Raw genomic sequence first — 23704 nt, forward strand, 5'->3', positions numbered from 1 at the left:
GGTCCCTTAGACATGGAGGCGCAAGCCATGACCATTGAGGCTCGTATTCGCGAACTGGGAAACCGTCACCGTTCACTGGATGAGACCATCCAGCGAGAGCGGGTCCACCCTTCCGTGGACTCGTTGCAGCTCAGGGAACTCAAGCAGCGAAAATTGAGACTCAAGGAAGAGATCACCAGTCTGGAGATGTCATCGGGCTAGAGTCCCCGTCATCCGAATCAACAACGGCCCCGGGAGCGATCCCGGGGCCGTTGTGCTGTCCTCCCCGATGGGGGAGGTGGATTGTCGGCGGAGCCGGCGAGACGGAGGGGGCAGCCCCCTCCACCGCTACGCGGTCCCCCTCCCCCGATGGGGGAGGAACAAAGTCAGTCCTTGTTGCCGAACACCGAGGCGGCGGTAGGCTCGGCACCGCGACGCTCGCGCGCCTCGGGCACGAACTCGGGCTCGGCCGGTTCGGCCTCGACGGGCTGGATGGTGGCTCCACCCTTCTTGGCGTCGTCCTTCGCCTTCTTCTCGGCGGCCTTCTTGACCAGTTCGTCCAGTGCGAGCTGGCCGACGAGGCCGAGGGTCACCGGATCGACCGGTTTGATGTTGGCGCTGTTCCAGTGCGTGCGGCTACGCACGCTTTCAATGGTCGCCTTGGTGGTACCCAGCAATTTGGCAATGTGGGCGTCGGTCACCTCGGGGTGGTTGCGCACGAACCAGGCGATGGCGTCCGGGCGATCCTGACGGCGCGACACGGGCGTGTATTTCGGCGCGGGCTTGCCGCCCTTCATCAGTTCGGCGTGACGGCTGACGACGGCCTTCATGCGATAGGTATCGTCGGCCTGGGCCTTGTCGAGTTCCTCGCGGCTCAGCTGGCCGTTGACCAGGGGGTCGGCCCCGCGGATGTCGCGGGCCACGTCGCCGTCAGCGATGCCGCGCACCTCCAGCGGATGCAGGGCGCAGAAGTCGGCGATCTGGTCGAACGAGAGGGAGGTGTTGTCCACCAGCCAGACCGCAGTGGCCTTGGGCATCAGGATATCGGTCATGAACGCGTTCCGGTTCTTGTCTGGTCAGCCCGGTCGCCGGGCTCTGGATACGACGGCGCCCGGCCTTTCGACCGGGCGCGTATGGTGGTCATATAGGCCGTTTCGACGGAAAAGAAAACGAAGACCGACAACCGCGTACAGCCAAGGTTCATGTCGGACGAACCCTAGTGGATCGACGGACGCGCCGTGCGTCCCGGAAACGGATGGAGGACCCCGTGTTGATTGCCAGTCTTGCCGCCCTGGCGGCCATGAGCACCATGCCCCAGCAGGCCGCGCCGCAGAACCCGGCTGATCCCCAGCGGGTGTCACCGCGCGGCAGCTACAGCCGGTCGTGTAGTGGCGACTATGTGAATCTGGGTCGCCTCTATGCGGATTGCCGCGATCAGCGCGGCCGGGTCCGGGGGACGTCGATCGAGCTGAATCGCTGCGGCAATTACGAGATCACCAACAATAATGGACTGCTGGTCTGTGGTCCGGTTCGCGGGGATTATGAAAACCGTCCGGGCGACGGCGGCCGGGATCGCTGGGATCCCCGCGACCGTGACCATGATCACGACCGGGACGGCCGCGACGGCCGTGACGGACGCGGAGGATGGGGCAATGGTCGCAGTGCGATCACCATCTATCGGGACGCCGATTACCGGGGGGCCTCCTTCCGGCTTGAGGATGAGGTGACCAATCTGGGCCGGACCGGCTTCAATGACACCATCAGCTCGATGCGGATCGAGGGCGAATGGGAAGCCTGCACCGACGCCTATTTCCGCGGCCAATGTCAGACCTTCCGCGACGATGTGCGAAATCTGAGCGGAACGGGCATGAACGACCGTATCTCGTCCCTGCGTCCGGTCAGGCGCGGCCGTTACTAGGGTCTCTGCCCCTCGACCCTAACCGGTCGTCAGCACGACCTTGCCGACGTGTTCGCCCGCTTCCAGCCGGAGGTGGGCGAGGGCGGCGTCGGCCAGGGGGAAGACCGCCTCGACCGGCGGTTTGAGCGCGCCCGAGGCGACCCAGGGCCAGGCCGTGGCCTCGACCGCCGCGATCAGACGGGCCTTTTCGTCGGCCGGGCGGGCCCGCAGGGTCGAGCCGGTCAGGGTGATGCGCTTCATCATCATCCGCCCCAGCTCGATTTCGGCCTTGCCACCGGACAGGGTGGCGATCACCACCCAGCGACCGAAGGGTTTGAGCGCCTCGAGATTGAGCGCCGCATAGTCGGCCCCGACCATGTCCAGCACCACATCGGCCCCGCCGAAGGCGGCGATGGCCGCGGCCATGTCGTCGGCCGTGGCGTCGAGGCTGAGGTCGGCCCCGAGGGCGCGGGCGGCGGCGGCCTTGGTGGCCCCGCGTGAGGTGGCGATGACCCGGGCCCCGGCCGCGCGGGCCATCTGTATGGCGGTGACACCGATACCACTGGTGGCACCGTGGACCAGCAGGGTCTCGCCGGCCTTCAATCCGCCAGCCTCGAACACATTGGCGAACACGGTGCAGACGGTTTCGGGCAGGGCGGCGGCCTGGATCATGTCGATGCCCTCCGGTACCGGCAGGGCATGGCGGGCGTCGACTACGGCGTATTCGGCATAGCCGCCGCCCCCCAGCAGGGCGCAGACCCGGTCGCCGGCGTGCCAGCGCGAGACTCCGTCGCCGACCTGATCGACCTCACCGGCGACTTCGAGTCCGAGGATGTCAGATGCTCCGGGTGGGGCCGGATACCGCCCCAGGCGTTGCAGAATGTCGGGGCGATTGACCCCCGCAGCCCGGACGCGGATGCGAATCTGGCCCGGTCCGGCGGCGGGATCGGGCCTGTCAACCAGTGCCAGGGCCTGTGCGGGACCTGAGCCTCCTGTGATTTCCACCGCCTGCATTTGAACCGCCTCGCTCTTGCAATCATCCGTGTCCGGGGGTTCAGATAGGGGTTCGCGCGGTCCGTGGCCAAGGAGGCGACGATGAGTCTGGAAGAATTGGAGCCCCGTCCCCAACGCGGAGAGGCCCTGAGGGCGCTGGTACGCGAGGATCTGGATCTTTATTCGGTCGGGGAGCTGACGGAGCGGATTGAGGCCCTGGAGACGGAAATCAGCCGGGTTCGGTCCGCTGTGGAGGGCAAGACATCCCGCAAGAGCGCCGCCGACGCCCTTTTCAACTTCCGCTCGTAGGTGTCTTTCCTGCGTGGCATGACGGTTGCAGTCCCGGATATCGCGGTGCCGAACTGGCCCGAGAGTGATACGGACGCATTTGCTTCCCATGAGTATGATTGAGTTGATGGCCAGCGACGATCCCACCCTTGGTTCCCCCGGACGCAGCCGTGCCGCTGTGGTGGACGACTTTGCGCGCTCGGAATTGTTCGACCGGACCTTCAGCGAAGGCATGGAGCTGGTCGAGGAGACCGCCGCCTATCTGGACGGCGACGGACGACGTGAGTCCAAATTGCTGTCGCGGGCCGTGGCCCTGGCCTATGCGGGCGAGAGCATGAAGCTGACCACCCGGCTGATGCAGGTCGCCTCGTGGTTGCTGATCCAGCGCGCCGTGCGCGAGGGCGATATGGCCCCGCAGGCGGCCTGTGAGCCGCGCTACCGGCTGAGCGAGCGCAAGCCCGAAGCCGAACTCACCCACGCCGAACTGCCGATCGCCCTGGTCGAATATCTGGTCCGCGCCGAGAAATTGTACGACCGGGTCCTGTATCTGGACCGCCGCATGTATCTGGACGGCCCCGAAGAGGAGGCCGAGAATCCCGTCCTGAGCCAGATGGGCAAGCTGGAAGCCGCGTTCAGGCTTTGAAAGCAGCTCGATAACCCCAAACCATATCGTCATCCTCGGGCTTGTCCCGAGGATGACGGCGATGGAGGCTACGGTCCGACGTCGTTGGCGACGCGGGCGCCGTCGTTGATGGCGCGGGGCAGGCGCACGGCGATGCCGAGGGCCTCGGCCAGACGGCCGTCACGACCATAGACATCCTCGCGGAAGGCCACGCGGCCCTGACCGTCGACGAAGGCGGTCCAGTACAGCAGGCGCACGCCGATCTCGCGTCCGGTCTGGATGCGCTGCGTCTCGCGGCTGTCCTGGGCGGCGTCGAACTCGGCCAGTTTCAGGGGATCGGGCGACAGCAGCAGGCGGGCGAACTCGACCGCGCCCTGAACCCGGACGCAGCCGTGCGAGCGCTGGCGCATCGACAGGTTGAAGGCCGCCTTGGACGGGGTATCGTGCAGGAAGATGGCGTAGCTGTCGCGCAGCTCGAATTTCACATAGCCCAGGGCGGCGGTGGGCCCGGCGCGCTGGATCACCGTGCCGTTGGAAATATACATGTTGTTGGCGGCCAGATAGCCGGGGCCACGCGGCAGGATCTCGTTGCGCGCGATCGAGGCCGGCACATACCAGGGTGGATTGGCCACGACCGAGGCGAATTGTTTTTCCAGGCTGGGGGTCTGGTTTTCCGGCGAGCCGACGATGACGCGGTTGGAGTGAACCGGCTTGCCGTCCTTCCAGTAGACCATGATGGCGGCCGCGGTATTGACCTCGATCCGCTCCGGCGAGAGCTCGCGCTTGAGCCAGCGGCGACGCTCGAGGTTCAGCGAAATCTGACGGGCGCGGTCCTCGGCCGAGGCGGACAGGGACTGCTGGGTTCCGGGGCCGATGCGGCCGTCCGCCGTCAGGCCATGACGGGTCTGGAAGCTGCGCGTGGCGGCTTCCAGGTCCGGGCCGTAGAAATTGCCCTGGGCGGACAGGCGTGCTCCGCCAGCGGCGGTGAGGTCGCCTTCGGCCACCAGTCGAGCGATCAGGGCCGGGATGCGAGCGTCGCTGGTTCCGGGCTCGAGCGTCGGGCCGGCGGCGAAGGTGGGCCAGCCGCCGTTGCGGATCAGACGACGATAGCGAACATAACCGGCCGAGAGGTTGGAATAGCCGATGTCGGTCGGGGCCAGACCCTCGAACCAGTCGACCATACGGTTGCGGGCGATGGCGTCATTGAGCCCGGTCGGCAGGTCGACCCGGTTCTTCTGCATCTCCCAGAGGTCCTCGACGGTCTCGGGACGAATCCGGCCTTCGGACAGGACCCGCCCATAGGCGAGGGCCGCGGCCGTGGTGCGCAGCTCGGCGGCGGCCGGATCGGCGGCGAGGGCGGGGAAGTTGAAGAAGTCGGCCTGGGACAGGCCGTGACGCTCGGCCCCGGCGGCGGCGGCCTGCAGGGTGCGCAAACGATCGGCGTTCCAGACCGGACGCCAGCCGTTCTGTTCGTAGAAGGCCCGAACCTCGCCCTGGAAGGCCAGCGGCAGTCGCGCCAGCTGGTCGTTGAAGGTGTCGTAGAAATTGACGGCCCCGGGATCACGGGGCTGGACCTGGGCCTGAACGGCGAATCCCGCCGCCGAAGCCATCGCAGTCACTGCCGCGCCCAATCCCAATTGCCGTCGATTCATCATGTTGCTCTCGTTCGCCCGGGCATTGAACGTCGTGTTCACGCCCCCGGGACCCGAACGGCCGACATGGTAATGGCGTTCCCGCCAAACAAAAAGCGCCGGTCTGACCGACCGGCGCTGTTCGTGACCTTGAAGTCGCAGTCGGACTACTTCTTGATGAAGCCGCCGAACTTGTTGTTGAAGCGCGAAACGCGGCCGCCGCGGTCCAGCAGGTGGGCGTTGCCGCCGGTCCAGGCCGGGTGGGTCGACGGATCGATATCCAGGTTCAGCGTCGCGCCTTCCTTCTGGTAGGTCGAGCGGGTCTGGTAGCTGCTGCCGTCGGTCATCACCACGGTGATGAAATGGTAGTCGGGGTGCGTGTCCGCTTTCATGGCGATGGTCCGGTCTCTGCGCGGTGACGATGCCGACCGTCGGTGCGCGTAAATGAGCAATCCCGCCGTAGGCTGGGCGGGCAAGAGCGGGGGCGTTTACACCGGGGGGCGTTCCGGGGCAAGAGGCGGGCAACATGACTCATACGCCTTTCCCTGCTGTCTCTCCGTCCGAAGCCGAGGGGCGCCCCGGGGTCGGAGCCCTGCTGGTCGAGCAGATGGGCGAGGCTGGAGAGAAACGGGCCAAACGCCGGGATATCCGGCCGCTGGGGCGGTTGCTGCCCTATCTGATGCGGCACAAGGCCCATGCCGCCATCGCCGTCTTCTGGCTGTTGCTGTCCACGACGGCGTCCCTGGGCCTGACCGGAACGGCCCGCGGGGCCATCGACAACGGCTTTGAGCACGGCGGTCGCGACCTGAACCTGTGGTTTCTGGTGCTGGGTGCCAATGCCCTGTTGCTGGGGCTGGCCACGGCGGTGCGCTATTTTTACGTCACCAAGACCGGCGAGCGCGTGGTCGCCGATCTGCGCAAGGGGTTGTTCGAGCGGATCCTGACGCTGGACCCGTCCTTCTATGCCAGCATGCGGACCGGCGAGGTGCTGTCGCGGCTGACGACGGACATCGCCCTGGTCGAGACCCTGTTGACCACTTCGGTGTCGTTTGCCCTGCGCAACGCCCTGACCATGGTGGGGGGCATGATCCTGCTGTCCGTGGTCAGCCTGAAGCTGAGCGGGCTGGTGCTGATGATCGTGCCGCTACTGCTGGGGCCGCTGTTCCTGTTCGGGCGGCGGGTGCGCAAGCTGACGGTTCAGTCGCAGGATCAGTTCGCCAGTGCCGTCGGCTTCGCCGGCGAGAGCGTCGACGCCATAGAGACGGTTCAGGCCTTCGGCCGCGAGAGCAGCGCCATCACCCGGTTCAGCGCGGCGGTCGAGTCGGCCTTCGGCGTGTCACTGGTGCGAATCCGGGCCCGGGCCCTGATGACGGCGATGATCATCGTGGTGATGTTCGGTGGAGTCACCCTGGTGTTGTGGCTGGGCGCGCAGGATGTGATCGCCGGGCGAATGACCCCCGGGGCCCTGTTGCAGTTCGTGCTGTTGTCCGTGTTCACCGCCGCCGCGGTCGGAGCCCTGGGTGAGAGCTGGGGCGATGTACAGAAGGCGGCCGGAGCCATGGAGCGGATCGATGAGCTGATGCGCAGCGAGGCGGGCATTGCGGCTCCGGCGACGCCGCGGGCCCTGCCGGAGCCGCCGCGCGGCGAGGTGTCGATGTCGGCGATCGATTTCGCCTATCCCGGGCGCCCCGATCTGGCAGCGTTGAAGGGGTTCAGCCTGACGGTGCGGCCGGGCGAGACCGTGGCCCTGGTCGGGCCGTCGGGAGCGGGCAAGAGCACGGTGTTCCGGCTGCTGCTGCGTTTTTATGACCCGCAGGCCGGGGTGGTCTCGGTCGACGGGGTCGATGTGCGCGAAGCTGATCCGGTGGCGGTGCGGGGCCGCTTCGCCTGGGTGTCACAGGAAGCGCCACTGTTCTCGGGCTCGGCGCTGGAGAATATCCGCTTCGGCCGTGAGACGGCGACGGTCGACGAGGTCCGGGCCGTGGCCGACAAGGCCCAGGCGCGGGGCTTCATCGAGGCCCTGCCGGAGCAGTTCGACACGCCGCTGGGCGAGCGCGGCAAGAGCCTGTCCGGCGGGCAACGCCAGCGACTGGCCATCGCCCGGGCATTGGTGCGCGAAGCGCCGATCCTGTTGCTGGACGAGGCCACCAGCGCGCTGGACGCAGGCAATGAACAGCTGGTGCAGGCCGCGCTGGATGCGGCCATGGCCGATCGCACCACCCTGGTCATCGCCCATCGTCTGGCCACGGTGCTGCGGGCCGACCGGATCGTGGTGATGGAGGACGGGGCCGTGGTCGACCAGGGCACCCATGCCGAGCTGATCGCCCGCGGCGGCCTGTATGCCCGGCTGGCCGAGCTCCAGTTCCGCGCCGACTAGGGTCTAGCGACCGGCGACGGCCACGGCGGCGGCAGGGAAGTCACTGAAGGCGGCGTCGAGGCCGAAGTCGCGGAAGGCGGTCAGCCAGGCGGTCAGGTCAGCGGCCCCCGGCGGCAGGAAGATCGGCTCGGCGCGGAAGGTCCAGGCGGCAACCTTGAGGTCCGCAGCATGGGCGTCAGCGATCAGGGGCGTCTGTGGCCGGTCCAGATCCGGCGCGATCATCGCTGCCTCGACCCCGATCCATCCGGCATAGGTCGCCACGGTCGCCAGCCCCGCGGGTGTGGCCATGGCGGCATAGGTCAGGTCCGGGCGGTCGACCGGACCGCCGGTGACGCTCATCAGCTGCAGCAGGGAGGCGTCGATGCGAGTGGCGAGCCGCTGCAACGGGCCGACCTCGAAACACTGGATCAGGATGGGGGCGTCGGCCCCGGTCAGGTTATTGGCCTTCAGGACGGCGATGAAGACATCCTCCATCGGTAGGCCGGCAGCAGCAAAATGCGACGGATGTTTCAGCTCGGGGCAGACGCCGATGGTGCGACCGGTACGGGCGGAGCCGGCGCGGGCGATGTCGATGACCTGCTGGAAGGTCAGGATCGGTTCCTGGCCATCGAAGGCGGTATTGGCCGGGCGCAGGGCGGGCAGGCGTTCGCGGGCGCGCAGGGTCTGCAGCTCGGCGACGGTGAAGTCCTCGGTGAACCAGCCGGTGACGGTCTGGCCGTCGACAGTGCGGGTCGTGTGGTGACCGGCGAATTCAGGGTGGGCGGCGACGTCGGTGGTGCCGCCGATCTCGTTCTCGTGCCGGACAATCAGGACCCCGTCGCGCGACAGGACCAGGTCGGGCTCGATGAAATCGGCCCCCTGGTCGATGGCCAGCTCATAGGCGGCCCGGGTGTGCTCGGGTCGTTCGCCCGAGGCTCCGCGATGGGCGATGACGAGGGGTGGCGTCATCGCTCCGCTCAGGTCGCCTGGAGGATCTTGCGCAGCTGCGGGTGGATCTCGCTGTTGCTGGCCAGGATCTGTTTGCCGTTCATCGGGTCGCCGTCGACGTCGATGGTGGTGACGATACCGCCCGCCTCGGTGACGAACAGCAGGCCGGCGGCCACGTCCCAGCGCTGCAGGTTGCGCTCGTAATAGGCATCGAAGCGGCCGGCGGCGACCCAGGCCAGGTCGAGGGCGGCGGAGCCGAGGCGGCGGATACCGGCGACGCGCTGGCCGACGGCGTGGATGTCCTTGATCGACTGGGCGTGGCCGGTCTTGCCGATGAAGGGCAGGCCGGTGGCGATCAGGCTCTCGCTCATGTCGCGGCGGCCCGAGCAGCGGATGCGCTGGTCGTTCAGATAGCAGCCCTTGCCCTTTTCGGCCCAGAACAGCTCATTGGCGACGGGGTTGTAGGTGACGCCGGCGACGATCTCCGACGTGCCGTCCGGCGCGCGCCGCTCCAGTCCGACCGTGATGGCGAAATGGGGGATGGCGTGCATGAAATTGGTGGTGCCGTCGATCGGATCGACGATCCAGGTGTGGCTCTTGTCAGTGCCCTCCATCATGCCGCGCTCCTCGCCCAGGAAGCCGTAGCCGGGGCGGGCCTTCATCAGCAGTTCGTAGAGGGTGTCCTCGGCCTTGATGTCGGCGGCGGTGACGAAGTCACCCGGGCCCTTGCGCGAGATCTGCAGCTGCGAGACCTCGCCGAAATCGCGCAGCATCGGGCGGGCGGTCTTGCGGACCGCATCGAGCATGACCGAGACGAGGGCTGAGGCGAGTGCCATGGGGAATCTCCTGGTCCGAAGGTCCTGAAAAGGCGGTCAGCCCGGACAGACGGAGAAGTTCAGGGGACGCGCGTTGGCGACCCCGGGACCCCGGCCGGCGGCCGGGGGTAGCGGGTCGGGATCAGTCGGCGCGGCGGACGTATTCGCCGGTCGCGGTATCGACGACGATCTTCTCGCCCACGCCCATATAGGGCGGGATCATGATGCGCACGCCGTTGTTGGCGATGGCCGGCTTGTAGGAGGAGGAGGCGGTCTGGCCCTTCACTGTGGGCTCGGTCTCGACGACTTCCAGATTGACCTGGTCGGGCAGGGACAGGCCGATGGGCCGCTCCTCGTGCATCTCGATGGTGACCTTCATGCCGTCCTGGAGGTAGGCGATGCGATCCTCGCCGACCCAGTCCTTCTGCAGTTCGATCTGCTCGTAGGTGGTGTCGTCCATGAACACCAGGGCGTCGCCCTGTTCGTACAGATACGAGAATTCCCGCTGTTCCAGGGTCACGCGCTCGACCTTGTCTTCCGAGCGGAAGCGCTCGTTCAGCTTGTTGCCGGTCTCGAGGTTCTTGGCCTCGACGTTGGCGAAGGCTCCGCCCTTGCCGGGCTTGACGTGGCTGGCCTTGGTCACGACCCAGAGGCCCTTGTTGTGCTCAAGGACCATGCCGGGCTTGATGGTGTTGCCGTTGATTTTCATGGGGTCTCAAAAAAGCTGGGGCGGCCCCGATCCGAAGGGGACGGCGCACGAATTCGGTGGCGAGCCGTAGAGGAACCGCCGTCAAAGGGCAATGGGGGCGGCCGGCGCGGGACCGGGGTCAGTTCCCCGTGGCGGAACGGTCCGGGGCAATCTCGGTCATGGCCGACTGCAGGTAATTCTGCTCGCCCAGCTGTTCGATCAGCTTGTTCTGCGCCTCGAGGAAGTCGATGTGTTCCTCGGTGTCGGCAAGGATCTCGGTCAGGATCTGGCGGCTGATATAGTCGGCGGCGGCCTCGCACTGGGCGATGCCGTCAATCAGGGTCTTGCGACCGCCCAGCTCGAGCTGAAGGTCCGCGTTGAGGCATTCGACTGCGGCCTCACCGATCTTGAGCTTGTGCAGGTCCTGGAGGTTGGGCAGGCCGTCGAGGAACAGCACCCGCTTGATCAGCTTGTCGGCGTGTTTCATCTCGCCGATCGATTCGTCGTAGATGACCTGGCCGAGGTGTTTCAGGCCCCAGCTCTCGAACATGCGCGCGTGCAGGAAATACTGGTTGACTGCTGTCAGCTCGTTGGTCAGCACCGCATTGAGGGTGCGAATGATCGCGGGGTCGCCCTTCATGGTCTTCGCCTTGCTATTCGGCGGCCAGAGCGAACGCCTCCTGGCTGTCCTGAATCATCTGCCGCATCTCGCAAACACATTTAGCACATTGGGCGGCGCATTGGTTTGTTGCGAAGACTTCGCGCGGACGGGTGGCCCCCGCCTCGATGGCGAAGGCGACGTCACGCTGGCGCAGGCCGTTGCAGTTGCAGACGTACACGGAGAGAGATCCCGTTCGGCATTGATAATGGTTCTCTATAGCACACCTGAGAGCGATTGCAAATCGTTCGCATTGTGCGCGGGGCGTTGACGCACGCGGCCGATTGTCCCAGCGAGAGCCATGGCCCGCACTCCCCAGATTCCGCCCCGCCCGCCCTGTCGCCTGTATCTGATCACCCCGCCGGCGATCCCGGACATGGACGTATTTGCGAAGGCGCTGGAGGCGGCGCTGGACGCCGGAGAGGTGGCGGCTCTGCAGATCCGGTTGAAGGATGCCGATGATGCGACCGTTCTGGCGGCGGTGGCGGCGCTCAAGCCGATCGCCCAGGCTCGGGGCGTGGCCGTGATTCTCAATGACCGCCCGGACCTGGCGGCCCGCTCTGGCTGCGATGGCGTGCATCTGGGCCAGTCCGACGCGTCCGTCGCCGAGGCGCGGCGCATCCTGGGAGCCGAGGCGATGATCGGCGTCACCTGTCATGACAGCCGCGAACTGGCGATGGAGGCCGCCGAGGCGGGCGCAGACTATGTCGCCTTCGGGGCCTTCTTCCCGACCGCGACCAAGGCGACGGTCCACCGCCCCGAACCGGAGGTCCTGACCATCTGGCAGGAGACGGTGGAGATCCCCTGCGTGGCGATCGGCGGGATCACGGCGGCCAATGCAGGGGAACTGGCGCGAGCGGGTGCGGACTTCGTCGCCGTCAGCCACGCGGTGTGGAGCCATCCGCAAGGACCGGTCCGGGCCGTGAATGAGTTCAATGAGACCCTCGCGACCCCCTGTTGAACTTCAGGGGATATTAGGGAAGGTATGCTTAACGTCCGGCTGTCTTTGCTTTCCGAGATCTGACGATGATTGCGAGCCGCGTGCTCAGGATGTCCGATTCCGCCGATGGCGGATCCTCGGCAGGACGGGCGGCGGGAAGCAGTGCGACTGTCTTTTTTCGTGAACCGCTGGCTCCGATCTTTACCGCCGTCGGCGTCGCAGTCCTGGTCATCCTGGCGATCGTCTTCGCGCGTTCAGCCGGTCTGGTCGCCGCCCTGTGGGGCGCAGGTGGCCTGGCGGTCGTGGTCTGGCTGCGACATGCGCGCGGCCCCGCTTATGATCTGTGTTTCGGGGGGCTGATCACGGTCGGCATTCTCGCCGGGGAGTATCTGGCCGGAAATTCCACGCAGCTTTCGATCCTGTTCACCATCGCCAACATGATCGAGATCGTCGGTGCCGTTCTGCTGGCCCGCCGATTCGCTTCGACCCTGAATATGGCCAGCGTGGGCGGGGCCTGCCGATTTCTGATCAGCGCCGCCGTCGTGGCCCCAATCCCGGCCGGCCTGATGGCCGCCGGCTCGCTGGCCCTTCTGGGTCAACCGGCCTTCTGGCCTGCTTTCGGAACCTGGTGGTTCGGTCATGCCATGGGCATTGCCGTCATCGGCAGTTTTGGACTGGCCCTGACCCGACGGCATTTCCGGATCCTGTTCAGGCCGGCCAAAATCGTTGAGGCGGTCATTCTGTTCGCCATCCTGATCGGAGCTTGTCTGGCGGTCTTCACCGAGTTCAGCCTGCCGCTGGGGTTCATCGTCCTGCCGATCCTGCTGACGATTGCCGTGCGGCTGCGGATACTGGGTGCGACCGCTGCCCTGCTGGTCGTCACGATCCTGGCCGTGGGCGGCAGCATGTCGGGCTATGGTCCGTATGCGACCCGATTCCAGGGAGCCGACCGGGCAATGATGGCGCAGTTGCTGGTGCTGCTGGGCTATATGCCGGTGCTTCTGGTCGCCGCCCTGCTGGAGGAGCGGGACCGTCTGGCGGAACGCGCCCGCGCGGGGCAGACCCGCGCCGAACGGGCGTCGGAAGCGAAGTCACGCCTGCTCGCCAATGTTGCCCATGAGGTCAAGAGCCCGATCGGGGGTATCATCGGCATCGGTGAGCTGTGGCGTACCGGTCAGCTGGGCGAGACGACCCCGACCCAGACCGAAATGGCCGAGATGCTGGTCAAGACCGCGCGTCAGATTGAGGCCCTGTCCCACGATCTGCTCGACGTCGCTCGCGCCGAGTCCGGAGCGGTCAAGGTCGAGTTGCGCCCTACGGACGTGAAGGGGGTTCTGGAGGACGTGGTCCGCTCAACGGCCCTCCGACCTGAAGCCGCCGGTCTGCGGATGGAGGTCGAGTGCGTGGGCGACGGTCTGATCGCCTTGGCCGATTCGCAAAGGCTGACCCAGGTGATCGCCAATCTGGCATCCAATGCCGTCAAATACGGTGCCGCGGGCGGCATTGTGATGTTTCGCGCCGGCCGGATCTATGACGGGGTGCGGATCGAGGTGATCGATCAGGGGCCCGGGTTGTCTCAGGACAAGCAGGCCCAGCTGTTCGAGCCGTTCAATCGACTGGGGCTGGAACGGTCGGCGGTCGAGGGACACGGTATCGGACTGGCTCTGGCCAAGCGCCTTACCGAACTGCAGGGGGGATCCATTGGTGTCGTTTCGACGTTGGGTGAAGGGGCGACCTTCTGGATCGAACTGCCCGCGGCCTGATGAAACCCTTCGGTGTTGCGGCCTTCGGCCGCGCGACCGAAGGCGTATTGGACGGAGCGCCCTGGTGAGTGTACCGCCTTTGATCTAACGGGACGATCAGGAGTCTGCCGTGGACTACGATGCGTTGCTGCTGTCGAGGCTGCAATTTGCCTTCACGATCGCCTTCCACATTCTGTTCCCCGCCTTCACCATCGGCCTGGCGGCCTTTCTGGTGGTTCTGGAGGGATTGTGGCTCTGGACGAAGCGTGAAGCGTTCAAGACCCTGTATCTGTTCTGGATCAAGATCTTCGCCATCAGCTTCGGCATGGGCGTGGTCTCCGGCATCGTGCTCAGCTACCAGTTCGGCACCAACTGGTCCGAGTTCATCCGCCTGACCGGCGGTGTTATCGGGCCGTTGCTGGCCTATGAGGTATTGACGGCCTTCTTCCTTGAAGCGTCATTTCTCGGCGTGATGTTGTTCGGCTGGAAGAAGGTCGGTCCGCGCCTGCATTTTCTGGCGACGCTCCTGGTCGCCGTCGGAACCTCCATATCCGCCTTCTGGATCCTTTCGGCCAACAGCTGGATGCAGACGCCGCAAGGCTTCGAGATTATGCCGGATGGCCGGTTTCTGGCGACCAGCTTCGTTGAGGTCATCTTCAACCCCAGCTTCCCCCCGCGCTTCGTGCATATGCTATTGGCAGCCTTCCTGACCACGGCGCTGGTGGTCGGTGCCGCGTCGGCCTGGCAGCTGTTGCGCAACCGCGAACAGCGGGAAAGCCGGATTGCCCTGACGATGGCCGTCAGCTTGCTGGCCGTAGTCGCCCCGTTGCAACTTCTGGCTGGCCACTGGTCGGGCGAGGTCACCCGGGTGTACCAGCCGCAGAAATTGGCAGCCATTGAGGCCTACTGGGAAACGCGGGCGGATCATCCGCTGATCCTGTTCGCCATTCCCGATCGCGCGACCCAGTCCAACCATTTTGAGCTGGCCGTGCCCGGTGGCGGTGTCATCGTTGCGCCGCCCGGCGAGATTGTGACCGGACTCGACAGTGTCGTGCCTGCTGATCAGCCTCCGGTCTTTCCGGTGTTCTGGGGGTTTCGCATCATGGTCGGCCTCGGCCTGCTGATGATCGGTCTGGGCCTATGGGGCGGCTGGCTGGTGTGGCGCGGGCGTCTGGCCGAAAACAGGCTGTTCCTGCGCTTCGCCGTGGCCATGGGCCCGGCCGGATTCGTGGCGGTGATTTCCGGCTGGATCGTCACCGAGGTGGGTCGTCAGCCCTGGGTCGTGCAAGGCATTTTACGCACAGCCGATGCGATGTCTCCGGTGACGACGGGTTCTGTCGTCACATCATTGCTGATCTACGTCACGGTTTACGCTGTCGTCTTTGTTGCCGGGGCCATCTATATCCTGCGTCTGCTTGCGGAAGGGCCCGCCGCCGGTCCGGTCGAGCCGTCGCCGGAAGGACTGCGCGCACCCGGAACACCGCTGGCCGCCGCCCCTGACGAGGACCGGGGAGACCCGAATGACCCTTGACCTTCCTCTTGTCTGGACGGTGCTGATTGCGGTTGCTGTGCTGTTCTACGTCCTGCTGGACGGTTTTGATCTCGGCATCGGCATCCTGTTCCCCTTCTCGCGTTCGCGTCAGGACCGGGATGTGATGATGAACACCGTCGCTCCCGTGTGGGACGGCAATGAGACCTGGCTTGTGCTGGGCGGCGGCGGTCTCCTGGCAGCCTTCCCGCTGGCCTATTCGATCCTGATGCCGGCCTTCTATCTTCCGGTGGTCCTGATGCTGGCGGGGTTGATTCTGCGTGGTGTGGCGTTCGAGTTCCGCTTCCGGGGCGGTGGCCGCGGACGGCCGTTCTGGACCGCCATGTTTGCGGGGGGGTCGATCCTCGCCGCCTTCGCCCAGGGCCTGATCCTCGGTGGTTTCATCCAGGGGGTCGAGGTCGCCGACAATCGTTTCGCGGGCGGGGCTTTCGACTGGTTCACACCCTATACCCTGCTGGTCGCGGCCGGACTGGTTTGCGGCTACGCCCTGCTCGGCGCGACCTGGCTGCTGTGGAAGACAACGGACGCCCTGCACGGAGACGCTCGTCGCTGGGCCTTGATCGCCGGGGTCCTGACTGCCCTGTTCCTGGTCGGCGTGAGTTTGTCGACGCTTGTGGTTCATCCTCTCGTCGCCGAACGCTGGGGCTGGACCGGGAGCGGATTTGATCCCAACCGTCTCCTGTCGCTCATCATCATTCCGCTGGTCGGACTGGCCGGACTGGCCGCCGTTGGCGGGGGGCTCGCCCGATCATCACACGTCTGGCCGTTCGTCGGTGCCGTTCTGGTGTTCCTGTCCGGTTACGCCGGGCTGGCGGCCGGATTTTTCCCCTACGTTGTGCCCTATGCGGTTGATTTCCGTGCCGGGGCCGCACCGGACAACGCCCTGGCCATGATGTTGGTCGGAACGGTGATCATCCTGCCGCTGATCCTTGTTTATACAGCCTGGGTCTATTGGGTTTTTCGGGGCAAGGTAACGCTGGAGACGGGCTATCATTAGGATCGCCCCCCCCCCGGGACCCGACGAGGTCGCCGGTCCGCTCTGGAAGCGACTGGCCTGGTTCGCGGGCCTGGCCATTGCCGCATCCGCCGTTACCGCGGCGGTCGCCTATGTGCTCAGGGCCTTGCCATTCGCGGGCTGAGCCGCGACAGTCATCCGATGATTACAGCCGCATCTGCCGCCATCGCCCTGTTGCTGGCCGCGCCGCCGTCCGGTCAGACCGTGCCTGATCCCGAGCCCCAGAGTGGGGCGGCTTCTGACCTGACCCGTGATCTGAATAGCGGACCGCCGCGCGCCGCGACCTATCTGGCACCGGTGCCGACATCCGAACCGGCGGTTCCGGTCAGCCCGGTGCCGACCCAACCGGCATCGCCGCCTGCAGTCGCGCCGATCAGCCCTGCTTATTCCGCGTCTTCGACCCGTCCCCGGGCCGCGCCTGCCGGTTCGGTCAATCTGGTCACGCCGCCCCGGTCCAGGTCCCTGGCGGAGGCCCCCGCCGGGACACCGGCAAGGCCAACGGCGGCTCCGGTTCCGTCAACGCCCGCGCCCGAAGCCACTGCGCCATCCGCCACAGTTGTTCCCGCACCGGGGCCCTCCGCCCCCGCCTTTACCGTGCTGGACGCTGCGGCCGTCGCCGGCCTGCCGTTCAGGATCGACCTGCCGGCCGGGTTTGACATCACCACCGGTCGACCGGGACCGGATTTCGACATCTATACGGTCCGACGTGGCGGAGCCCCGTTCCTGCGCATCTACACCGGGCCGGCCTCGCAATTCCCGATCTATGACGGCCAGATGGTGGAAGCCGGCGGCCGGGCCTCGATCGTGGTCGATGAGGGTGGCGAGCGGCACGCCATGGAGCATCTGTTCCAGCGATCCACGGCCCCGCGCGAAATCCACATCTGGGTTGCCAGTCTGGACGGGGCTGATCGCCTGCTCGCCGAACGGATCGCCCAGTCCGTGGACCCGCGCTAGAGCCTTTTCGCTTCTGTCGGAACCGGTCAGATCAGGGCTGGAAACTAACCGTGCGGGCACGGTCGCCCGGCCGGAAGACCACGGTACGGGTCACGCCACTGGTACGGACATTGACCTGCTGTTCCTGATCGTCGTGCACGCCGGGGAAGAAGTCGAGATCAACCGTGACCTGATGGACGACGGTCCCTGCCGGCATCTGACCGACGAAAGCGATGCGGATATTGTCACCGGCGAGATCGGTTGCGGTGTGCGCCAGCGCCACCGACCGGCCGTCGATGTCGAGACGGAAACGCGCAGCCAAATGGGCTTCCAGCGCCGCTACCGCGGTCGGATCATCGAGACTGGGTTGGGCCTCGGGGGCAATCGAGGTCAGGGCCGGTTCGACGTCATGGGCGGCGAAGCGGTGCTCGACGCTGACCGTACCCGAGACGGCGTCGATCTCGACCACGGTCAGGCCGTCGTGGCCGCGATGGGCAAAGGCCGGGGTGGCCAGGCCGAGCACCAGCAGCGCGGTCAGAAGCAGCCGTTTCATCGACGGCTGGTCCGGGTCGCGGTGGAGTCGGGACTGACCTCGACGTCGGAGTCGCGCATGCGGTTCTCGCCCGCCGGGCGGTCACCGGACAGGCGCACGGGGCGCTGTTCGATCCGGCGCGGATAGGCATTGTTGGACCGGTCGGCGTCGGCCGTCTCCCACAGGGGGTCAATCTCGGCGCTGGTCAGGGTCCTGGCCGAAACATGTTGCCAGACGACCTGTCGACTGTTGCGCCGCCAGACCTCGGCCGGAATGCGGATGGTCTCGTCGGTGCCGTCGGCATAGGTCAGTTTCAGGATCACCGGCATCACCAGACCCCCGACATTGGTGAAGGTGAAGCGGTAGATGTTGTCGCTGAAGCCCTGGGCGGCGCGGCGGTCAGCGTCGGCGCGTCCGGCCGCAGTGGCAGCCTCGCGGCGCTGGGCGGCGGTGACGGTGAAGCGGTCCGTCGTGTTGTAGAAATCGCGCACGGCTGGATCGCGCTGGATGACCGTTTCGAGGCCGCGGTTGTTGGTGATGGTGGTCGGGACCGGCTCGCCGGCGAAACGCTCGCGGTCGGCGCGGGCCCGGGCCTCGGGATCGACCGGGGCGAGACGGGCGGCGGTGACACCGTCCAGCGAGATGTCGACGTGGTCGGTGGAATAGAACCAGCCACGCCAGAACCAGTCGAGGTCGACGCCGGAGCTTTCTTCCATGGTGCGGAAGAAGTCATAGGGGGTCGGGCGTTTGAAGGCCCAGCGGGCGGAATATTCGCGGAAGGCGCGGTCGAACAGTTCACGACCCAGCACGGTCTCGCGCAGGATGACGAGGGCCGTGGCCGGCTTGGCATAGGCGTTGTTGCCGAACTGCAGCAGGCTGTCCGACTGGGTCATGACCGGGACCTGATCCTGCGAGACCATATATTCGACGATGTCGCGGGGCTCGCCGCGCGAGGGGAAGTCCGGATCCCACAGCTTCTGGGCCTCGTACTGCAGGAAGCTGTTCAGCCCCTCGTCCATCCAGGTCCACTGGCGTTCGTCGGAGTTGATGATCATCGGGAAATAGGTGTGGCCGACCTCGTGGATGACCACGCCGATCAGGCCGTTCTTGGCCCGTTCGGTATAGGTCAGCCGACCGTCGTCGCCGCGCACGGGCCGGGGCCCGTTGAAGGTGATCATCGGATATTCCATCCCGCCGACCGGACCGTTGACCGACTGCGCCGTGGGGTAGGGGTAGGTGATGGCAAACTGGTTGTAGACGTCGATGGTGTGGGCGATGGCCCGGGTCGAATAGGTGTCCCACAGCGGGCGAGCCTCCTTGGGATAGAAGGACATGGCCATGACGACCGGGTGTTCGGCGCTGTCCTGCGCGACCCCCATCGCGTCCCAGACGAATTTGCGCGAGCTGGCCCAGCCGAAGTCGCGGACGTTGTCGGCGGTGAAATGCCAGGTTCGGGTGCCCGAGCGGGCAGGGCGAGCCTCAGCGGCCGCGGCCTCGGCCGGGGTCACGACATAGACCGGGGCGTCGGCGGTGCGGGCCTGGGCCAGACGGCTGCGTTGGGCTGCGGTCAGGATGTCGGGATTGGCCAGTTCGCCGGTGGCCGAGACCTGATGGTCGGCGGGTACGGTGATGGAGACGTCATAGTCGCCGAATTCGAGCGTGAACTCGCCGGAACCGAGGAACTGGGCATTATGCCAGCCTTCATAGTCGGAATAGACGGCCAGACGGGGGAACCACTGGGCGGCGAGGAAGATGCAGTTGCCGTCCTCGTCCGCCTTGGTGAAACATTCATAGCCGCTGCGGCCACCGACGACATTGGTCTCGGGCATGGGCAGGGTGAAATCGATGGTGAAGGCAAAGGTTTCGCCGGTGGCCAGCGGGCGTGGCAGTTCCAGCCGCAGCATGGAGTCGACGATGGTGAAGGGCACGGCCTGACCGTCGGGTCCGGTGATCTTCAGATTGTTGAAGCCGCCTTCCCAGTCCTGGAAACGCTGGACCCGCAGCACTTCATTGACGCTGACGGTATCGGAGTCGGTGTAGGTGCGGCTGCGTTCGGCCAGCGAGTCCCGGCGGTAGTTCTGCTGGTCCAGCAGCAGCCACAGATAGCCGAGGGCGTCGGGGGAGTTGTTCCGATAGGTTATGTCTTCCCGCCCGGTCAGGGTGCGGCGGGCCTCGTTCAGCGAGACATCGATCTGATAGTCGACCTGCTGCTGCCAGTAGCGATAACCGGGCGCGCCCGAGGCGTTGCGATAGTCGGTCGGGGTCGGCCAGTCCTCGCCCTCGAACTGGCGGAATTTGTCCTCGAACGTCCCCTTGGACTGATCGACCGGTCCGACGTTCTGCTGGGCCAGAGCCCCCGTCGCCATTGCCAGGGCGGTGATCGCCGCCAGCAGAAATCCTACGCCCGTTCGCATGCGCCCCACCGTCTGTTGTCTGAAAGCCCGGGACGAACCTTAACCTTGGGGAAGGTCGGCGCAAGCGCGCGATGATTACCGGTGTGTAATGCTCATGATCTGCCCTAGTCGACCAGGGCCCGGGGCAATTTGAAGGTAACGGTCTCACGCTCACCGGCGTCCTCGACCACCGTGGCGTCGAAACGGTCGCGAATGGCGTCGACCAAAGCCTCGATCAGGGGCTCCGGGGCCGAGGCACCGGCAGTGACGCCGACCGTGGTGACTCCGTCGAACCAGCGCCAGTCGACATGGCCGGCGTCGTCGACCAGACGAGCATCGCGGGCTCCGGCCCGGATCGCCACTTCGACCAGCCGGGCCGAATTTGACGAGTTCTTTGAGCCGACGACCAGTACCAGATCGCACCCCTCGCCCAGCCGTTTGACGGCCTCCTGACGGTTGGTGGTGGCGTAACAGATGTCTTCCTTGTGCGGGTCTGGCAGTTCGGGAAAGCGCCGCTTGAGTGCACTGAGGATTTCCGCCGTGTCGTCGACGGACAGAGTGGTTTGGGTGGCATAGGCCAGCGGAGCGTCGCCGGGGCGCTGGAAGGTCTCGGCGTCCTCGACGGTTTCGACCAGACTGATGGCCCCGGGCGGCAGCTGGCCCATGGTGCCGACCACCTCGGGATGGCCGGTGTGGCCGATCAGGATGATATGACGGCCGGCGGCATGGTGGCGCTCGGCCTCGACGTGGACCTTGGAAACCAGGGGGCAGGTGGCGTCGAGGAAGAACAGATCGCGGGCCCGGGCTCCTTCGGGCACCGATTTGGGCACGCCATGGGCCGAAAAGACCACGGGTCGGTCATCGGGACATTCGTCGAGTTCGCGCACGAACACTGCCCCGAGCGCCTTGAGCCGTTCGACCACATGGCGGTTATGGACGATCTCGTGACGGACATAGACCGGGGCCCCATATTTCTCGAGGGCGCGTTCGACGATCTGGATAGCGCGGTCGACCCCGGCGCAGAAGCCTCGCGGCGTGGCCAGACGAATGGTCATGGGACGCGGTTCGCGGTCGGGGACGGGCGTGGAGATCGTCATGGCCGCAACCTAGTGGTTCACCGGAGCCGCCGCTACTGTCGTTAGCCGCAGACACGTTTGCCGCGCCTCGCTTTAGCCGCTATCAGACACCAGCGTACCGATCGCGCCGGTCGTTTGCGCGGTCTCCTCGGTTGCTGGATTTGAACTTGATGCGTTGCGTCCTCCCCGCCCTCGTCGCCGCCACCCTGACGGCGACCCTGATTCCCGCTGCCGCCATGGCGCAAATTCCCGGTCAGAGGCCGGGTCAGACCGGTGGTCGCCAGCAGCCTGGCCAGGAAGAAACAGCCGCACCGAGCCGTGGCCCGCGAATCGCGCCGCTGGCGCGTCGCGCCAATGCCGGACCCTGTCCCTATGTGAAAATTCTCTACGATGCGGCCCGGTATGTGGAACTGGTCGACAACCGTGCGACCACGGCCAACGTCGGCTTCACCGGCGAGATCGAGGGCCTCGCCTCCAACTGCGCCTATCGCGATGATGACCCGATCGAGGTTCAGGTGAACGTGTTGTTCCATCTGGGTCGGGGTCCGCAGGCGACCGCTGACGCCCGTACCTATCGTTACTGGATCGCCGTGACCGAACGGAACCGGGCGATCCTGGCCAAGGAATATTTCGACCTGCCGGTGCGCTTCAACGGGGCCGAGACGGCCTCGGAGACCGTGGAACGCACCATCGTCATCCCGCGCGCGGCCGCGACCACCAGCGGGGACAATTTCGAGGTTCTGGTCGGATTCGACGTGACCCCGGAAATGGCCGCCTTCAACCGTTCGGGCAGCCGTTTCCGCATCAATGCGGGCCAGACCGAAGCCGCGGCTACCGACGAACAATGACCGATCTGAAATCGTCCCTGGGCGAAGCGGTCGGGGCCGCCTTCGCCGCCGAAGGCGTGGACGCGTCGCTGGCGCGGGTCACCACCTCGGACCGACCCGACCTGGCCGATTTTCAGTCCAACGGGGCCCTGGCCGCGGCCAAGGCCCTGAAGGCCAATCCGCGTGAGCTGGCCGGCCGGGTGGCCGAGCGGCTGCAGGCCGATCCGCGGCTGGCGCTGGTCGAGGTAGCGGGACCGGGCTTCATCAATTTCAAACTGACCGGTGCCGCCCTGGCCGAACGGGCCGCCACGGTGGCCGCCGACGGTGAGCGGGCCGGAGCCGATGCTGTGGCGACGCCGCGCCGGGTGATCATCGACTACGCCGGGCCCAATGTGGCCAAGCCGATGCACGTCGGCCATCTGCGCAGTTCGATCATCGGCGAGAGCCTGAAGCGGTTGTTCCGATTCCGCGGCGACACCGTCTGGGGCGACGCCCATTTCGGCGACTGGGGCTTCCAGATGGGGCTGCTGATCGTGGCCGTCGGTGATGAGGGCGGTGCGGCAGGCTTCATGACCGAAGGCGACGGGCCGTTCCCGGGCGAGGCACCGGTGACGCTGGAGGATCTGGAGCGGCTGTATCCGGCCGCCGCGACCCGGGCCAAGGACGATATCGAATTCCGCGACCGCGCGCGCAAGGCGACGGCCGAGCTGCAGGCGGGCCGCCCTGGCTACCGTGCCCTGTGGGCCCATTTCGTCGCCGTCAGCCGCACCGCGCTGGAGCGTGAGTTCGGGGCCCTCGGTGTGACCTTCGACCTGTGGAATGGCGAGAGCGACGCCGATCCGGTGATGGCGGGGATGATCGCCGACCTGGAGACCAAGGGCCTGCTGGTCGAGGATGACGGGGCCCGGGTGGTGCACGTCGCCCGGCCCGGCGAGACCCGCAAACGCAAGCTGCCCGACGGCAGTGTGATGGAGGCCCCGAGCCCGCCGCCGCTGCTGGTCATCTCGCGTGACGGCTCGGCCATGTACGGGACCACGGACCTGGCGACGATCGTCGATCGACGCAAAGCCATCGATCCCGAGCTGATCCTCTATGTCGTCGACGAACGGCAGGCCGAGCATTTCGAACAGGTGTTCCGCGCTGCCATCCTGGCCGGATACGCCACCCCCGGATCGCTGGAGCATCTGGGCTTCGGCACCATGAACGGGCCGGACGGCAAGCCGTTTAAGACCCGCGCCGGCGGGGTGCTGAAGCTGCACGACCTCATCACCATGGCCACGGACAAGGCCCGGGCGCGGTTGCAGGAGTCCGGTCTCGGGGCCGATCTGCCGCCCGAAGAGTTCGAGGCCATCGCTCACAAGGTGGCGATCGCGGCGCTGAAATTCGCCGATCTGTCGAACAGCCGCACCACCAGCTACGTCTTCGACCTCGACCGCTTCATGAGCTTCGAGGGCAAGACGGGGCCGTACCTGCTGTACCAGGCGGTGCGGATCAAATCCCTGCTGCGCAAGGCCGCCGAACAGGGGGCGACTCCGGCGACCATCGTCGTGGCCGAGCCGGCCGAGCGCGACCTGGCCCTGACGCTGGACGCCTTCGACCAGGCTGTCAGCGACGCCTATGACAAGCGCGCGCCGCATCTGCTGGCCGAGCATGCCTATCGCCTGGCCCAGGCCTTCTCGAAATTCTACGCGGCCTGCCCCGTGCTGGTGGCGCCGGACGCGGACAGCCGGGGCTCGCGTATCGCCCTGTCACAGGCAGCGCTGGACCAGCTGGAACTGACACTGGGCCTGCTGGGAATCGACACGCCCGAGCGGATGTAGGT

The 23704-nt window shown here is 66.4% G+C and carries 24 protein-coding genes; 12 read left to right on the forward strand and 12 right to left on the reverse strand.

Annotated features, from left to right (window positions below; all coding sequences use genetic code 11):
- The first annotated feature begins 27 nt into the window (after positions 1-27).
- On the forward strand, positions 28-201 hold the full coding sequence (locus AAC050_RS10965; RefSeq protein ID WP_339915124.1) for a DUF465 domain-containing protein: 174 nt from the start codon (positions 28-30) through the stop codon (positions 199-201).
- A gap of 164 nt (positions 202-365) precedes the next feature.
- Here AAC050_RS10965 and AAC050_RS10970 read toward each other — a convergent pair whose 3' ends face one another.
- A complete protein-coding gene (locus AAC050_RS10970; protein ID WP_339915125.1) occupies positions 366-1031 on the reverse strand; it encodes a cell cycle transcriptional regulator TrcR in 666 nt (221 codons plus the stop codon).
- Positions 1032-1246: 215 nt separating this feature from the next.
- On the opposite strand from AAC050_RS10970, the gene AAC050_RS10975 reads away from it, so the two are divergent.
- On the forward strand, positions 1247-1897 hold the full coding sequence (locus AAC050_RS10975) for a beta/gamma crystallin-related protein (protein ID WP_339915126.1): 651 nt from the start codon (positions 1247-1249) through the stop codon (positions 1895-1897).
- A gap of 18 nt (positions 1898-1915) precedes the next feature.
- On the opposite strand, the gene AAC050_RS10980 is transcribed toward AAC050_RS10975, so the two are convergent.
- The gene (locus tag AAC050_RS10980; RefSeq protein WP_339915127.1) at positions 1916-2890 is read right to left on the reverse strand and encodes an NAD(P)H-quinone oxidoreductase; all 975 of its coding nucleotides are present in this window, start codon (positions 2888-2890) and stop codon (positions 1916-1918) included.
- Positions 2891-2971: 81 nt separating this feature from the next.
- On the opposite strand from AAC050_RS10980, the gene AAC050_RS10985 reads away from it, so the two are divergent.
- Positions 2972-3178 (forward strand): DUF1192 domain-containing protein, encoded by a 207-nt coding sequence (locus AAC050_RS10985; RefSeq protein ID WP_339915128.1) that lies wholly within the window; start codon positions 2972-2974, stop codon positions 3176-3178.
- A 94-nt stretch (positions 3179-3272) separates the two neighbouring features.
- Positions 3273-3800, forward strand: coding sequence for a DUF1465 family protein (locus AAC050_RS10990; protein WP_339915187.1), 528 nt, complete (start codon positions 3273-3275; stop codon positions 3798-3800).
- Between the two features lie 68 nt (positions 3801-3868).
- Here AAC050_RS10990 and AAC050_RS10995 read toward each other — a convergent pair whose 3' ends face one another.
- On the reverse strand, positions 3869-5434 hold the full coding sequence (locus AAC050_RS10995) for a L,D-transpeptidase family protein (protein WP_339915129.1): 1566 nt from the start codon (positions 5432-5434) through the stop codon (positions 3869-3871).
- Between the two features lie 143 nt (positions 5435-5577).
- Positions 5578-5802 carry a 50S ribosomal protein L31 gene (gene rpmE, locus AAC050_RS11000; protein ID WP_339915130.1) on the reverse strand — a complete coding sequence of 75 codons (225 nt, stop codon included), beginning with the start codon at positions 5800-5802 and terminating at the stop codon, positions 5578-5580.
- 134 nt (positions 5803-5936) lie between these two features.
- Between rpmE and AAC050_RS11005 the strand changes: the two genes are divergently transcribed.
- Positions 5937-7787, forward strand: a complete 1851-nt coding sequence (locus tag AAC050_RS11005) for an ABC transporter transmembrane domain-containing protein (protein ID WP_339915131.1) — start codon at positions 5937-5939, stop codon at positions 7785-7787.
- A 3-nt stretch (positions 7788-7790) separates the two neighbouring features.
- Here the strand turns inward: AAC050_RS11005 and AAC050_RS11010 are convergent, their stop codons facing one another.
- The 5 genes from AAC050_RS11010 to AAC050_RS11030 form a co-directional block, all read right to left on the reverse strand.
- Positions 7791-8735: a glycerophosphodiester phosphodiesterase family protein gene (locus tag AAC050_RS11010; protein WP_339915132.1), complete on the reverse strand. Its 945-nt coding sequence runs from the start codon at positions 8733-8735 to the stop codon at positions 7791-7793.
- An 8-nt stretch (positions 8736-8743) separates the two neighbouring features.
- On the reverse strand, positions 8744-9550 hold the full coding sequence (locus AAC050_RS11015; RefSeq protein WP_339915133.1) for an inositol monophosphatase family protein: 807 nt from the start codon (positions 9548-9550) through the stop codon (positions 8744-8746).
- A gap of 121 nt (positions 9551-9671) precedes the next feature.
- A complete protein-coding gene (efp, locus tag AAC050_RS11020) occupies positions 9672-10238 on the reverse strand; it encodes an elongation factor P (RefSeq protein WP_339915134.1) in 567 nt (188 codons plus the stop codon).
- A 118-nt stretch (positions 10239-10356) separates the two neighbouring features.
- Positions 10357-10857 (reverse strand): bacterioferritin, encoded by a 501-nt coding sequence (bfr, locus tag AAC050_RS11025; protein WP_339915135.1) that lies wholly within the window; start codon positions 10855-10857, stop codon positions 10357-10359.
- 13 nt (positions 10858-10870) lie between these two features.
- Complete coding sequence (locus AAC050_RS11030; protein ID WP_339915136.1) at positions 10871-11056, reverse strand: (2Fe-2S)-binding protein; 186 nt, start codon at positions 11054-11056, stop codon at positions 10871-10873.
- A 120-nt stretch (positions 11057-11176) separates the two neighbouring features.
- On the opposite strand from AAC050_RS11030, the gene thiE reads away from it, so the two are divergent.
- The 5 genes from thiE to AAC050_RS11055 all read left to right on the forward strand — a co-directional run bounded on the left by thiE (position 11177) and on the right by AAC050_RS11055 (position 17075).
- Positions 11177-11836, forward strand: a complete 660-nt coding sequence (thiE, locus tag AAC050_RS11035; RefSeq protein WP_339915137.1) for a thiamine phosphate synthase — start codon at positions 11177-11179, stop codon at positions 11834-11836.
- 89 nt (positions 11837-11925) lie between these two features.
- Positions 11926-13578, forward strand: a complete 1653-nt coding sequence (locus AAC050_RS11040) for an ATP-binding protein (protein WP_339915138.1) — start codon at positions 11926-11928, stop codon at positions 13576-13578.
- A gap of 109 nt (positions 13579-13687) precedes the next feature.
- The gene (locus tag AAC050_RS11045) at positions 13688-15088 is read left to right on the forward strand and encodes a cytochrome ubiquinol oxidase subunit I (protein ID WP_339915139.1); all 1401 of its coding nucleotides are present in this window, start codon (positions 13688-13690) and stop codon (positions 15086-15088) included.
- Entirely contained in the window at positions 15078-16103 is a 1026-nt protein-coding gene (gene cydB, locus AAC050_RS11050; RefSeq protein WP_339915140.1) for a cytochrome d ubiquinol oxidase subunit II, read from the forward strand. The genes AAC050_RS11045 and cydB overlap by 11 nt, the downstream gene beginning before the upstream one ends.
- Before the next feature lie 159 nt (positions 16104-16262).
- Positions 16263-17075, forward strand: coding sequence for a hypothetical protein (locus tag AAC050_RS11055; protein WP_339915141.1), 813 nt, complete (start codon positions 16263-16265; stop codon positions 17073-17075).
- A 31-nt stretch (positions 17076-17106) separates the two neighbouring features.
- On the opposite strand, the gene AAC050_RS11060 is transcribed toward AAC050_RS11055, so the two are convergent.
- From AAC050_RS11060 to ispH, 3 genes are all read right to left on the reverse strand, one after another.
- A complete protein-coding gene (locus tag AAC050_RS11060; RefSeq protein ID WP_339915142.1) occupies positions 17107-17607 on the reverse strand; it encodes a DUF6702 family protein in 501 nt (166 codons plus the stop codon).
- Positions 17604-20000 (reverse strand): M1 family metallopeptidase, encoded by a 2397-nt coding sequence (locus AAC050_RS11065; RefSeq protein ID WP_339915143.1) that lies wholly within the window; start codon positions 19998-20000, stop codon positions 17604-17606. Before AAC050_RS11065 ends, AAC050_RS11060 begins: the two co-directional genes overlap by 4 nt.
- 104 nt (positions 20001-20104) lie before the next feature.
- A complete protein-coding gene (gene ispH, locus AAC050_RS11070; protein ID WP_339915144.1) occupies positions 20105-21076 on the reverse strand; it encodes a 4-hydroxy-3-methylbut-2-enyl diphosphate reductase in 972 nt (323 codons plus the stop codon).
- A gap of 149 nt (positions 21077-21225) precedes the next feature.
- On the opposite strand from ispH, the gene AAC050_RS11075 reads away from it, so the two are divergent.
- A complete protein-coding gene (locus AAC050_RS11075) occupies positions 21226-21903 on the forward strand; it encodes a Tat pathway signal sequence domain protein (RefSeq protein WP_339915145.1) in 678 nt (225 codons plus the stop codon).
- A complete protein-coding gene (gene argS, locus AAC050_RS11080; RefSeq protein ID WP_339915146.1) occupies positions 21900-23702 on the forward strand; it encodes an arginine--tRNA ligase in 1803 nt (600 codons plus the stop codon). Before AAC050_RS11075 ends, argS begins: the two co-directional genes overlap by 4 nt.
- The last annotated feature ends 2 nt before the right edge of the window (positions 23703-23704 follow it).

This window comes from uncultured Brevundimonas sp., assembly GCF_963974615.1.
Lineage (GTDB): Bacteria > Pseudomonadota > Alphaproteobacteria > Caulobacterales > Caulobacteraceae > Brevundimonas.